Origin of the sequence: Pseudomonas sp. JL2, from assembly GCF_031570495.1 — a bacterium.
GTDB classification, from domain to species: domain Bacteria; phylum Pseudomonadota; class Gammaproteobacteria; order Pseudomonadales; family Pseudomonadaceae; genus Aquipseudomonas; species Aquipseudomonas rhizophila.
On the sequence record NZ_JAKUDH010000001.1, the window covers coordinates 473,593 to 487,157 of the forward strand.

The window sequence follows — 13,565 nt, forward strand, 5'->3', positions numbered from 1 at the left end:
TGCCTGCCCGGTTGGGCCGTGAAGCAAACTTACGCGCCGAGGCGTCTCGCTTTGAAATGCTTTGCAACACTAGCGAATATCAGTCTTGTTGATACAGCGACGCAGGCCCCGAAAATCGGGGCCTGCGCTTTACTGAGGGAGCATGAACTTCAAGTCGCTCGGCGCATCCATCGCCAGCTTTTGCACGGTTTTACCCAGCAGGCCGGTCTTGGGGTCACGCTCGAGAACCACGATCTGGTTGCTCTTCTGATTGGCGATCAGCAGGAATTTCCCGCTCGGATCGAGGCTGAATTCCCGCGGATGATCGCCCTCCACGGAGCGGCGCTGAAGCTCTTTCAGCGTGCCGGCAGCCGGGTCGATGGCGAACACCAGCACTTCGTTGGTGGTGCCACGATTGCTGACGTACAGGAACCTGCCATCCTTGGAGGCATGCAGCGCTGCCGCCGCCCTGCCGGGCTGTGGTTTACCCGCTGCCAGGTCGACCAGTTGCCGCTGGGTCAAACGCCCGTCCTGATAATCGAACACCGCCACTTGGGCGCTCATTTCCATGGTCAGCCACGCATGCTTGCCGTCGGCGCTGAACAGCAGATGACGCGGGCCGCTGCCGGGCGGCAACTGCACGAAGGCCGGATCGGCGGCGGTCAGTGGCAGTTCGGGGTTGGCCTTGGGGTCGTAGCGGTAGATGAACACCTTGTCCGCCCCCAGGTCGCTGGCGAACACGTACTTGCCATCGGGCGAAGACACGGCCGAGTGCACATGGGCGGACATCTGCCGCTCGGGATTGATCCGACTCGGCTGATGGCTGCTCAGTTGCACCACCGGCGACAGCTTACCGTCGGTTCCCACCGGCAACACCGCCAGGGTGCCTCCCGGGTCTTCCACCACCGAATAGTTGCTGACCAGCAAATGTCGACCATCGCCACTGAGGCTCGAATGAGTCGGTTCGTTGCCCAATGACTGCACCTGACTGATCAGGCTCAGCTCATGGGTCTTCGGGTCAATGGCGTAGCTGCTGACCTTGCCCACCGGGTCTTTTTGCCCCGGTCCGTTTTCATTCACCACGAACAGCCGGCTCATGTCCTTGGAAAGGGTCAGCCACGATGGGTTGTCGGTCTTGATCACTTGCAACGGCTGGGCATCGAGCTGGCCGCTGCGGCTGTCGAATTGCAGGCGGTAGATGCCCTGGCTCTGGCCGGCGGTATAGGAACCCACCAACAGTTGATGGCGCTCATCGGTCTCTGCCTGGACGCCCATGGCACCCACGCTACCGGCCATCAACAAGGGCCAGAAACTACGCATCCTCATGTTCGTCGTCCTCATCGTCGTGGCCGCTGGTCGCTTCCACGCACTCCAGGTGGTGGTCGCCCGAATCGCTGGTGATGATCCAGTGTTTCTTGACCACGTCGAACGTCGCGGCCTCCATCTGCGCAGGCGTGAAGCGCCAATGCTCGAGGGTGCGACCGTTCATGCACTCGACGTGCAACTGGTCTTGTTCGTCGAGGGAAAAATCGAATGCGTGCAGCCCGTCGATGATCAGCATGTCGCAGGTTTCGAGGGCGTGCAGCAGGGTGTCGGTCGAGGCAGTCATGGCAATCAGTCGGTCGTTGGGAAAGTGCTCATGATAACCCAATGTGGGAGTGGGCCTTGGGCCAAAAGGTTCGAAAGCACGGTCAACTGCCAGCTCGCATCGCGAGCAGGCTCGCCCCCACAATTGGATTTGCAGCGAACACACATCTTGTATTCACCACCCATCCACTGTGGGAGCGAGCCTGCTCGCGATAGCGGCAGCCCATTGAACCTCAATGCAACTGCCTGACTGCGATCAGAGCGCCTCGCGCCCCGGCACCCCATCGACCAATCGCTGGATGCCCAACGGATTGGCGTTTTTCAAAGGCTCGGGCAGCAGGCTGTCGGGGTAGTTCTGGAAGCACACCGGGCGCAGGAAACGATCGATCGCCAGCGTACCCACCGAAGTCCCACGGGCATCGGACGTCGCCGGGTAAGGCCCGCCATGGACCATCGAGTCGCAGACCTCGACGCCGGTTGGATAACCGTTGAGCAGGATGCGACCGACTTTTTGCTCCAGCAACGGAGTCAATTCGCTGAACTGCTCGAAATCCGCTGGCTCCCCGATCATGGTTGCAGTCAACTGACCGTGCAGGCCGTGCAGCGCGGCAGTGAGCTCGGCTGGGTCCGCCACTTCGACAAACACCGTGGTCGGGCCGAACACTTCTTCTTGCAGCGCCTCGTCACCGTTGATCAACAAGCTGGCGTCAGCCTTGAACAACTGCGGTTGGGCCTGGTTGCCCTGTTGCGCACGTCCGGCCAGATGTTCGATGCCCGGGTGAGCCAGCAACTTCTGCAGGCCCTTGCCGTAGCTTTGCAGCGTGCCGGCATTGAGCATGGTTTGCGGCGCCTGATCGCCGATCAGCGCGGCCACTTGTTGGGTGAAGGCGCTGAATTGCGGCGAACGGATGCCGATCACCAGGCCGGGATTGGTGCAGAACTGACCACAGCCCTGTACCACCGAGGCTGTCAAATCGCGGGCGACGCTGTCGGCACGCTTTTCCAACGCTTGCGGCAACACGATCACCGGGTTGATGCTCGACATCTCGGCGAATACCGGGATCGGCTGGGGCCGCGCGGCGGCCATGTCGCACAGGGCCCGGCCGCCCTTGAGGGAACCGGTGAAGCCTACCGCCTGGATCGCCGGATGCTTGACCAGCCATTCGCCAACACCACCGCCGTAGATCATGTTGAACACGCCGGCCGGCATCGAGGTTTTCTCAGCCGCGCGAATAATCGCATCAGCCACCCACTCGGCCGTTGCCATGTGGCCGCTGTGGGCCTTGAACACCACCGGGCAACCCGCGGCCAGGGCCGACGCGGTGTCGCCACCTGCTGTAGAAAATGCCAGAGGAAAGTTACTGGCGCCAAACACCGCAACCGGCCCCAGGCCGATGCGGTACTGACGCAAGTCCGGACGCGGCAACGGTGTGCGTTCCGGCAGGGCCCGGTCGATGCGCGCGCCGTAGAAATCGCCGCGACGCAAGACCTTGGCGAACAGGCGCATCTGGCCGCTGGTGCGACCGCGCTCACCCTGGATCCGCGCCGCCGGCAAGGCGGTTTCCCGGCAGACCACGGCCACGAACTCATCGCCCAAGCCATCCAGCTCATCGGCAATGGCTTCGAGGAACTCGGCCCGGCGCACTGCGCTCAAGCTGCGGTAGGCCGGATAAGCGGCAGCCGCAGCCTTGGCGGCAGCGTCAACTTCTTCGGCCGTCGCCTGGACGAACTCATGGGGCAAGGCTTCGCCGCTGCTGGCGTCAAGGCTCTGCAAGCGTGTCTGGCCGGCCGCGCTGCGCGCGCCACCAATGTAGTTGTGGCCAAGGATCTGGTTCATCGAAAGTCTCCTTTAAAGTGTGCCGATAGTGCCCGGGTTGAACACCGCGTCCACCGGGGCAATGCCGTTGACCAGCGGTGCGCCGAATTCGGTCTGGCTGATTTCGAACACATCCCCCGGTTGCGTGCGGATGCCGTCGGCGAACGACAGGGTCGCGGTGCCGAAAAAATGCACGTGCACGTCACCCGGACGCAGGAACTGACTGTACTTGAAATGGTGGAACTCAAGGTTTTCGAGGCTGTGGCACATGTTTGCCTCGCCACTGAGAAATTCGTTCTGCCACAGCACTTGGCCGTTGCGCAGGATACGACTGGTCCCGGAAAGATGTTGAGGCAGTTCACCCAGGCGAAGTTCCGGGCCAAAGCTGCAACTGCGCAGTTTCGAATGGGCCAGGTACAGGTAATTCTTGCGTTCCATCACATGATCGGAAAACTCGTTACCCACCGCAAAGCCCAGTCTGTATGGCTTAGCGTCGTGGCCGATGACATACAGCCCGCTGATTTCCGGCTCTTCGCCGGCATCTTCGGCAAACGGCGGCAGCGGGAACGGATGGCCCGGACGGACCACGATGCTGCCGTCGCCCTTGTAGAACCACTCCGGTTGCACACCGGCCTGTCCGCTCTCAGGCTTACCGCCCTCCACGCCCCACTTGAAGATGCGCATGGTGTCGGTCATGGCGGTTTCGTCGCCGGCCTGCTGATGCATCTTGTCCCGGGCCGAGGCACTGCCCAGGTGGGTCAGGCCGGTGCCGCTGACCAGCAGGTGCGCCGGGTCCGGGTGGTCCAGCGGAGGCAGAATGCGCAGTTCACTGAGTAACTGCGGGTAATCATGGGCGGTTCCCAGGCCCAGGCTGTTGACGTGCTGCTCAAGCTTCACACCCGCCTCAATGGCCGCCAGAGCCAGGTCGCGCACGGTCCGGGCGCCCTGCACTTCGCGCACTTGCTCACCCTCGACCACACCGACGCGGCGTTCGCCGTTATTCAATTCGAACTGAACTAAACGCATATTTTTCTCCCTGCAAACAAAGCTTGAATAACACGCTGATCCCTGTGGGAGCGAGCCTGCTCGCGATAGCGTTGGGTCAGCAACATTGATGCGACTGACAGATCGCAATCGCGAGCAGGCTCGCTCCCACAGGGGATTTCAATCACCTCAGGTCCGCGTCGCCCCCCGCGCACTGGCTGCGAACTGCTCCGCCGGCAGCACATGCTTGCGCTCCAGCAGGCGATACACCACGCCGGTCAACACCAGACCGAACACCATCACGCAGGACAGGAAGTACAGCCCCGACGCCAAGTTGCCGGTGTATTCCTTCAGCGCACCGATCACGAACGGCCCGATGTAGCCACCCAGGTTGCCCACCGAGTTGATCAGCGCGATACCCGCCGCCGCACTGGCGCCGGCAAAGAAACGCCCCGGCAAGGTCCAGAACACCGCGGTGCAGGAAAACAGCGCGAACGCCACCAGGCACAGCGCCGCCAGTTGCAACACCGGCACCGTCAGCCAGGCACTGAGGAACAGACCGATGGCGCCCAGCACATAGAGCACGGCCAGATGACCGTAGCGATCGTTCAAGCGGTCGGAACTGCGAGGAATGATCAGCAAACCGATGATGCCGAAGATGTAGGGCACCGAGGACACGAAACCGGTCACCAGGTCAGTGCCGCCAAATTGCTTGATCAACGTGGGCAGCCACAGGCCCAGCCCGTAGATGCTCAGGGTCACCGGCAGATAGAACAGCGCCAGCAGCAGGACACGCTTGTCCTTCAAGGCGTGCAGCGGATTGCCGTGCCGGGTCTGGCCGTATTCCTCAAGGTCTTTTTTCAGTTCAGCGGTCAGCCAGTCCTTTTCGGTCTGGTCCATCCACTTGACCTGTTGCGGCCCATCCGGCAGATAACGCAGCACCGGCCAGGTCAGCAAGACCGCCGGCAGACCGATGACGATGAACAACCACTGCCAGCCGTGCAGGCCCAGGATGCCGTCCATGCCCAGCAAGCCGCCGGAGACGGGGCCGGTGATCATCATGGCGATGGGCTGAGACAAAATGAACAGGCCCAGGATCTTGCCGCGATGGCGGACCGGGAACCATTGGGTGATGTAGTACAACACGCCGGGGAAGAATCCGGCTTCCGCCGCGCCGAGCAGAAAGCGCATCACATAGAAGCTGTAAGGCCCTTGCACAAACGCCATGCCGATGGTGATGGCGCCCCAGGTGATCATGATCCGCGCGAACCAGCGCCTGGCACCGAAGCGCTCCAGCATCAGGTTGCTGGGGATCTCAAGCAGGAAGTAGCCAATGAAAAACAACCCCGCGCCCAGGCCGTAGGCGGCGTCGCCGATGCCGATGTCGGCGCCCATGTGCAGCTTGGCGAAACCCACGGCGGAGCGATCCACGTAGGCGATCAGGTATAGCAGGATCAGGAAAGGAATCAGTTTCAGCGTGATGCGGCGAATAAGCCGCAATTCCTGGCTCATGGGACCGGTCTCCGATTGTTGTTGTTATAGAACCCTGGGGGATTTCTCTGACCAATGAGCGCCAGGACAATCCCTCCGTTGAATCGGACTATATAGTAATACTATTTACCCAACAACACTTCCAAACTGAGCAAATTGCGCTTATGTTAGGCGCAAGCTAAAACCATATAGTCATACAATAAGAGAATCGATCATGTCTGATAAGAAACCCTCCCTGCGCTCGGCCCAATGGTTTGGCACCGCCGACAAAAACGGCTTCATGTACCGCAGTTGGATGAAAAATCAGGGCATCGCCGACCATCAGTTTCATGGCAAGCCAATCATCGGCATCTGCAACACCTGGTCGGAGCTGACGCCATGCAACGCGCACTTCCGGCAGATCGCCGAACACGTCAAGCGCGGCGTGATCGAGGCCGGGGGCTTCCCGGTGGAGTTTCCGGTGTTCTCCAACGGCGAATCGAACCTGCGCCCCACCGCCATGCTGACGCGCAACCTGGCGAGCATGGACGTGGAGGAAGCCATTCGCGGCAATCCGATTGACGGCGTGGTGCTGCTCACCGGTTGCGACAAGACCACCCCAGCCTTGCTGATGGGGGCAGCCAGTTGCGACCTGCCGGCCATTGTCGTTACCGGCGGACCGATGCTCAACGGCAAGCACAAGGGCCAGGACATCGGGTCGGGCACAGTGGTCTGGCAGTTGAGCGAACAGGTCAAGGCCGGCACCATCACGATCGATGATTTCCTTGCGGCCGAGGGCGGCATGTCCCGCTCGGCCGGGACCTGCAACACCATGGGCACCGCCTCGACCATGGCCTGCATGGCCGAAGCCCTCGGCACGTCGCTGCCGCACAACGCCGCGATTCCGGCGGTGGACGCGCGCCGTTATGTGCTGGCCCACATGTCCGGCATGCGTGCGGTGGAAATGGTCCGTGAAGACTTGAAGCTGTCGAAGATCCTGACCAAGGAGGCTTTCGAGAACGCCATCCGGGTCAACGCAGCCATCGGCGGCTCGACCAACGCGGTGATCCACCTCAAGGCCATTGCCGGACGCATCGGCGTGCAACTGGACCTGGACGACTGGACCCGCATCGGTCGAGGCATGCCGACCATCGTCGACCTGCAGCCGTCCGGGCGCTTCCTGATGGAGGAGTTCTATTACGCCGGTGGTTTGCCCGCCGTGCTGCGCCGTCTCGGCGAAGCCAACCTGATCCCTAACCCCGACGCGCTGACCGTCAACGGCAAGAGCCTTGGCGAGAACACCAAGGACGCACCGATCTATGGCCAGGACGAAGTCATTCGTACCCTGGACAACCCGATCCGGGCCGACGGCGGTATCTGCGTGCTGCGCGGTAACCTCGCGCCCCTGGGCGCGGTACTCAAACCCTCCGCCGCCACGCCCGAGCTGATGCAACATCGTGGTCGCGCGGTGGTGTTCGAGAACTTCGACGAGTACAAGGCGCGGATCAATGATCCGGAGCTGGATGTCGATGCCAGCTCGATTCTGGTGATGAAGAACTGCGGGCCCAAGGGTTATCCAGGCATGGCCGAAGTGGGCAACATGGGCTTGCCGGCCAAGTTGCTGGCCCAGGGAGTGACCGACATGGTGCGGATTTCCGATGCGCGCATGAGCGGCACCGCCTACGGCACCGTGGTGCTGCATGTGGCTCCGGAAGCCGCAGCCGGCGGACCACTGGCGGCCGTGAAGGAAGGTGACTGGATCGAACTGGACTGCGCCGGCGGGCGTCTGCACCTGGACATTTCCGACGCCGAACTGGCCGCCCGCCTGGCCGACCTCCCGCCAGCGCAGAACCTGTTGGTGGGCGGCTACCGCCAGCTGTACATCGACCATGTGCTGCAAGCGGACCAGGGTTGTGACTTCGACTTCCTGGTCGGTTGCCGCGGCGCCGAGGTGCCGCGTCACTCCCACTGACCCCTTCAACCTTTGTGGGAGCGAGCCTGCTCGCGATAGCGCCGGATCAGCCAGCATCTATGTTGACTGACCCACCTCTATCGCGAGCAGGCTCGCTCCCACAATGGGTTCGGGTGTACATCAAAATCGCACTAGCGACCCGCCCTCGCCGCGCCTGCTATCATGCGCTGCATCCCCTTCGCACAGGATCGCGCCACCCCCCATGGACTACCGTAAACCCTCCGACCGCAAAAGCATGCACGCGCGCATCGTCCAGGAACTGGGCATGCAGATCGTTTCCGGGCGGTTCAAACCCGACGATAAACTGCCCGCCGAAGCTTTGTTGTGCGAGGAGTATGCCGTCAGCCGTCCGGTGTTGCGCGAGGCCACGCGCGTGCTGGTAGCCAAGGGTCTGGTGTATTCGCGGCCACGGGTTGGCACGGTGGTCAAGGCGCGTCGGGAATGGCACATGCTCGACCCCGATGTGCTGCACTGGTTGATGCAAAGCAGCCCGCAGAATGAGTTCTTCAATCTGCTGACCAGCGTGCGCAGCATCATCGAGCCGGCCGCCGCGGCCCTCGCCGCACAGTTCGCCAACGATACCGACATCGCTGCCATCCGTGAGGCCTACCAGCGCATGGAGGCGGCACCGACCCCCGAGGCGGTGCTGCAACCGGACCTGGACTTCCACAGCCGCATCGCCGATGCCACCCACAACGACCTGCTCGCCAACCTGTGCAACATGTTGTCGGTGGCCATCGCCGAAGCCCTCAAGCACTCCAACCAGCGGCCCAACCTGCATGAACTGGCGATGCCGCGCCACAAGGCGATCCTCACCGCCATCGAGAACCGCGACGCCCTCGGCGCCCGCCATGCCACGCTGGTGCAGCTTGACGATGCCCGCAGCGCACTGAATGTGGTGCTGGGCGCCGATCCTTCCTGATCTTCCCTCCCGACGAGGCCAGGCATAACCCGCATTCGCCAGGGTGGTATTTATTTACCGCCCTCGCAGGAGCGGGATGTCGATACTTCCCTCGTCGTCACTCCCGGCGGCCATGAATTTATGAAAAGGATTTCATATGACCGCACCCGCTCCGGCCAATACGCTCCCCGCGTTGGCGCAAAGGCTCAGCCTGCTATTTGCCAGCCGCCCGACCTTCGAAGAAATCGCGCAACGCATGCTCGAGCAAGCCATCAAGGAAAAATACCCCTCGCTGACCTTCGACCTGTCCAAGACCCGATTGGCCACACCGGACCCAGCCTCTCGCGGCTTTACGCTCCAACCGTTCATGCCCCGCGTCCTCGAATACCTGGCCCTCGGCACCCCTCTGGATTTCCCGGAACGCGGTGGGCGTCGCTGCTTTCTTACCGACACCCCGCCCCGCGAGCTCTCACCGGACGACGGGAAGCTGGACATCAGGGTCATCGAAAAACTGCTGCTTGAACTGCCTTGGACCGTACCGATCGGGCTGGAGGATGCGCTGACCCGCTATTGGAACGCCGGAATCGACACAAGCAATAACCTCAGCCGCTGGCGCTGGCTCAGCGATGCACTGAAGAACACGCTGTCTATCCGCAGGCTGCGACAACCCGGCCTCACTGACCAGGCGCGCGAAGCCCTGGACCAGATCGTCCGCTGGCCGGAGCGCGAGCAGCGCTTTCGCCGCAACAACCCATCCCCCGTCTACGCTTACAGCCTGGAAACCAAGCTCATCCGAGACGGCTCCAACACCGTGCTGACCGGCAGCGAAATTCTCCTGGACCACTCCAAAAAGGGCGTCACCCTCCTCCTGCTATGCAGCCCTGGCGGCGCCGTGCAGTCGTTTGCATCCCTGGAAGCCTTCAATCACCATTGGGGCGCACTGATCGCCAGCCGGTACGTGGTCGACACGCTCACCTGTCAACGCAACGAGATCAGTGGCAATGTCTTCGACACCCAGGCGGCTATGGTGCTGGAGCAGCAACTGGCCGACCTGAACGCAGTGCAGTTGCCTTCGCGGATTGGCCTGCAAGACCTGTCGACGCTCTACCAGGAGCTGAGCGACCCTGCCCGTTATCTGCTTGACGCGCCGCGTCTGACGCCGGAAACGTCGGCACGGATCGAGCCGCTGTTGCCCGACTGGTTGAAAAAAGCTTCCATCGTCGATCAAACCAAATTCCAGCACTACAGCCTGACATTGGCCAGCGCGAAAAAACGCCACCAGGGCCGCACCTTTCTCAGCGACATTGAAGACATCAAGGCCTTTACCGCCGACGCCCTGCTCAAACAGATGCGGCAAACCAACGACAGCCACCCGGACAAGGCTCAACCCAGCCAATACCAGCCTGATGATATAGAACTGACCTTCAGCGTGGCGGCCGGTTATCCCGGGACCACAGGGATCATCGAAAAACGGACGATGAGCCTGACCGAGCTGGCCATCAACAACCTCATCGCCCGACCGAGTGCAAACCTGATCCTCAGCCATCGCTTGGGCCTGACGCTGCCCCGGTGGCTGACGCCGGACTTCATTACCCGCAAGAACGGGCTGATCGAACAGGTCGACATTGGTTCGGCCTATCCCCGCTACCTGCAACAACGGCTGTTGGACGATGTACCTCAAGCCCAGGAACGCCAGCGGATGTTTGCCGAACAGATCGCGGCACAGTTGCCGCTTGAAGCCTTCCAGCAAATGCTCAACAACGAAAACGGTGTGACCCGCCAAGGACTGGGCCTGGTTGAAGCGCTCCTCAATCCCGACGCCGATAGCCAACAGGTCAGCGGCCAGTCGGTGGTCATCCGCCACCTGGCCTTCCTGCGCAAACCCGAGGCCCACCCCGACATCGTGAACAATATGTTCATTATCGAGCCGGAGGATATCCAAACCGGACCACACCTGCTGTATCGCCCGCTTTACGCGCCCTCGTTGCAAGAGTTCCAGACGCGCGAGGCACTTCTGAAGGCCGTCGTCACCCCAGGGGACCTGCAAAAAAGCATCCTGACCTGGATGACTGACGCCGCACGGCCGGTCTATGCCGATGGCGGTTTCCAGGAGCCGCACATCGTGCGGTTTTTCCAAGGCGACGAATTCAATCTTCCACAAAAGCCCGCCCCTGCGACGCTGGCCATCGACGGTGCGAACGACGAACTGCGGCAGTTCCTGCGCAACGGCGAGCTGATGCAGTATCTGTACGGCAGCAATGCCCGCGCCCTGATCTCCCAGGCCGACCGTGATTCAGTCTCCAACAGCGAGAGCCGCTGGGCCATGCTCCTCAAGGGCGGCAGCCTGCTGTTCAATACGTTGCTGATGCCCTTGCTGCGTGGCCCGGTCATGGCCACCTTCTGGCTGTGGAGCCTGATGGCCAGCGCCAGCCAGGATATCCCGGCACTGAGCAGCGAAGACCCGGTGACCCGGGAGCTCGCCGCTGTCGATCTGCTGCTCAACCTCGGCATGCTGGTGCACCAGTTTCCCGCCATCAGCGCCTTGTCCCATGCACCGTTGCCCGATGCGCTGAAGGAACAGGCGATGCGTCCCCCAGCACCGCGCGTCATCCCTGAGCAATGGCCTGCGCCTGCGTCGCCTCGCATTCTCGAAGGGCCGGTGGGCTTGCCCGGCGAACACTTGCAGGGCGCCAGCAGGCACCTGGACCTCAGTTTCGCCAGTGCCCGCCAGCGCCTGACAGCGGAACAACGTAACCGGCTGCAACAGCTACAGGTGCCACGCCCTACTTCAATGCCTGAACCGATCAAATATGGCCCCTATACAGGCTTGTACGTCATCCAGAACAAATGGCACGCACTGGTGGAAGACCAACTGTATCGGATCAGTCCGGAGCCGGACGGCAATACGGTGATCGTCGACCCGCAGGCTCCGCGAAACCCGGCAAAAAATGGTCCGGTGTTGAAATCGGATACCCAAGGCAACTGGTCCATGGATCTACGCCTGCGTCTGCGCGGGGGCATGCCCCCAAAGCGGGTGGCCGAACTGCGCAAGCTCAGGGCCCAGCGGGGGATGGAACTGAGCCGGGAGCTGGCGAATTATCATGCACAGGAAGCCGATAAGCTAAAGGCCGTGCAAGTTGCCCAGGAAGTCATGAGCAGAACTCAGGAAGGCGCCTTTACCGAGGAGCAACGTGCGGCAAAACGTACGCAGTTTTATGAATTGCTCCAGGACCAGACTGACGATTATCTGCGGCTGCTGAACAAAGCAACCGAATATGCCGGCCTTGACATGACATTGCCCCCGGAAATGCTTCGCGCCCTGATGGAAAACGTGGTCAACAATGCCCGTAAAGCCTTTCTTGTCGTCGAGTTGGATTTATTGGCCCTGGATGCCGCCAATATCCAATTCATAAAAAACGGACCGGCGTTGAAGGAGGCTGTCGCCGACAACCCCGCAGGCTACTTTGCGTACCTCGACGCAATGAGCGTCATCAACGATCGTTCCATCTATTGGCTGGAACTCAAAGATCGACACCTGGACGCGCTATTGAACCTGGATGCCGAAGGCGCGCAGATATTCGAGCGGCTGACCAAGGACCGTCCCGAGGAAGAAAGAACGGCGCTGGCCACCAAGGCCGTGCAGTTACCCATACTCGGGGCCCTGCTGGTCAAAAACCCCGACTCCGACCTTCCCGCCAGTCTGCATAACCTCATCAAGTTCTTGCTGGAACAGGTGCGCTCCCACTCCGACCTGGGAACATATGACCTGCCCCCTTCGGAGCGGCTTGAAGTGCTGGAAAGTCTGACCGAAAACTATGGCGCTTCCCTTGATGCCATGCAGGGCATCAAGGCACTCAATGCCAGCGACATTGATCCATCCTATTTCGACAGGCTGTTCAAGCTGATCGAACAGCTCTATGACGACGCCTCCAAGACATTGTCCGCCGAGCTAAAACCGGCGCCGCAACCGCGCAAGCGTCCGCAAAAACGCACCAAAACGGCGAGCGGGCGTCCGCAAAAAAAGGTGATCAAAACCCGTAAGGGCGGCGTGTTGATTGGTGATCTGAAACCCGCCGGCACCTCCCTGCCGATTGAAGTCGTCGAGTTACGCTCCGAAGTCGATGACGAGTTACTCGCCACGTATTCACAGCACGATGACGTCTGGGACATCGTCGAAGTACAACGACCGGTTCCGCCACCACCGCGCACCAGAGCGATCAAAACGATCAAGAGCGAAGCGCGCAAGCTGCTGGATCAATTGGAAAACAGTTTACTGAGCGCAGAGCGGTATAAAACCCAGTGCCGCTTTCCTCAGGAAATCGAGGAGATCATGAACAATGAGGCGAGTCGCTACCGCAAACGCTGCGAAGAACTGGAAAGGGCCTTCACCGCCTCGACAAAACCGCGCACACCAGCAGATCAAACATTGATCGATGAACTGTCAAACGCAGCTTCCCGCCTGGCTACCCGGGGCAGCGCCCTGCGTACCGAACTGAGTTTCAAATTGCCGCCCACCGACAGCAACCTGCGCTACCTGTTCGAAAAGAACCTGATACAGGTTGCCCGGCTCGGCGAACGCAAAGCCTTGAAAAGCGAGCGCAAGGATTTCCTTCAGGAGTACGCCATCAATGACCGCGACGGTTGGCCGCTGTGGTATGCGCATTTTCACTACGAGGCGGCCGATACGCCGAAAGCGGATTTCAGCGTCGCGCATCTGAAAACCAAGGAGCAACGCCGGGAGCACTATCACTCGATGCTGGCCAAGGCGAAAAGCCCTTATGCGGTGGTGAATGTGCATCGAGGACAGATCGGCAGGCCGTTGGCGCAGAGCAAGTTCTTGCCGTTGGCGCCTTGAT

The 13,565-nt window shown here is 61.2% G+C and carries 8 protein-coding genes; 3 read left to right on the forward strand and 5 right to left on the reverse strand.

Translation table 11 applies throughout. The annotated features are described in order from the left end of the window. Positions 1-129: 129 nt before the first annotated feature. The 5 genes from MKS85_RS02190 to MKS85_RS02210 form a co-directional block, all read right to left on the reverse strand. Positions 130-1,305 (reverse strand): lactonase family protein, encoded by a 1,176-nt coding sequence (locus MKS85_RS02190; protein WP_310662636.1) that lies wholly within the window; start codon positions 1,303-1,305, stop codon positions 130-132. Further along, on the reverse strand, positions 1,292-1,588 hold the full coding sequence (locus MKS85_RS02195) for a DUF5629 family protein (protein ID WP_310662637.1): 297 nt from the start codon (positions 1,586-1,588) through the stop codon (positions 1,292-1,294). Before MKS85_RS02195 ends, MKS85_RS02190 begins: the two co-directional genes overlap by 14 nt. Positions 1,589-1,822: 234 nt before the next feature. Continuing rightward, complete coding sequence (locus MKS85_RS02200) at positions 1,823-3,403, reverse strand: aldehyde dehydrogenase (NADP(+)) (RefSeq protein WP_139049969.1); 1,581 nt, start codon at positions 3,401-3,403, stop codon at positions 1,823-1,825. Positions 3,404-3,415: 12 nt separating this feature from the next. Further along, positions 3,416-4,408: an AraD1 family protein gene (gene araD1, locus MKS85_RS02205; protein WP_139049968.1), complete on the reverse strand. Its 993-nt coding sequence runs from the start codon at positions 4,406-4,408 to the stop codon at positions 3,416-3,418. A 147-nt stretch (positions 4,409-4,555) separates the two neighbouring features. Continuing rightward, complete coding sequence (locus tag MKS85_RS02210; protein WP_047225784.1) at positions 4,556-5,878, reverse strand: MFS transporter; 1,323 nt, start codon at positions 5,876-5,878, stop codon at positions 4,556-4,558. Between the two features lie 193 nt (positions 5,879-6,071). Here MKS85_RS02210 and MKS85_RS02215 point away from each other — a divergent pair, with 193 nt between their 5' ends. From MKS85_RS02215 to MKS85_RS02225, 3 genes are all read left to right on the forward strand, one after another. Further along, entirely contained in the window at positions 6,072-7,808 is a 1,737-nt protein-coding gene (locus MKS85_RS02215; protein ID WP_310662638.1) for an IlvD/Edd family dehydratase, read from the forward strand. Positions 7,809-8,010: 202 nt separating this feature from the next. Then, entirely contained in the window at positions 8,011-8,730 is a 720-nt protein-coding gene (locus MKS85_RS02220; RefSeq protein ID WP_047225782.1) for a FadR/GntR family transcriptional regulator, read from the forward strand. 136 nt (positions 8,731-8,866) lie between these two features. After that, positions 8,867-13,564 carry a dermonecrotic toxin domain-containing protein gene (locus MKS85_RS02225; protein WP_310662639.1) on the forward strand — a complete coding sequence of 1,566 codons (4,698 nt, stop codon included), beginning with the start codon at positions 8,867-8,869 and terminating at the stop codon, positions 13,562-13,564. Position 13,565: the final 1 nt, after the last annotated feature.

What these genes read in the sequence shown, in the direction of transcription:
- MKS85_RS02215 (WP_310662638.1), top strand. Translation starts at nt 6,072, where the DNA reads ATGTCTGATAAGAAACCCTCCCTGCGCTCGGCCCAATGGTTTGGCACC.
- MKS85_RS02220 (WP_047225782.1), top strand. Translation starts at nt 8,011, where the DNA reads ATGGACTACCGTAAACCCTCCGACCGCAAAAGCATGCACGCGCGCATC.
- MKS85_RS02210 (WP_047225784.1), bottom strand. Translation starts at nt 5,878, where the DNA reads ATGAGCCAGGAATTGCGGCTTATTCGCCGCATCACGCTGAAACTGATT.
- MKS85_RS02200 (WP_139049969.1), bottom strand. Translation starts at nt 3,403, where the DNA reads ATGAACCAGATCCTTGGCCACAACTACATTGGTGGCGCGCGCAGCGCG.
- araD1 (WP_139049968.1), bottom strand. Translation starts at nt 4,408, where the DNA reads ATGCGTTTAGTTCAGTTCGAATTGAATAACGGCGAACGCCGCGTCGGT.
- MKS85_RS02225 (WP_310662639.1), top strand. Translation starts at nt 8,867, where the DNA reads ATGACCGCACCCGCTCCGGCCAATACGCTCCCCGCGTTGGCGCAAAGG.
- MKS85_RS02195 (WP_310662637.1), bottom strand. Translation starts at nt 1,588, where the DNA reads ATGACTGCCTCGACCGACACCCTGCTGCACGCCCTCGAAACCTGCGAC.
- MKS85_RS02190 (WP_310662636.1), bottom strand. Translation starts at nt 1,305, where the DNA reads ATGAGGATGCGTAGTTTCTGGCCCTTGTTGATGGCCGGTAGCGTGGGT.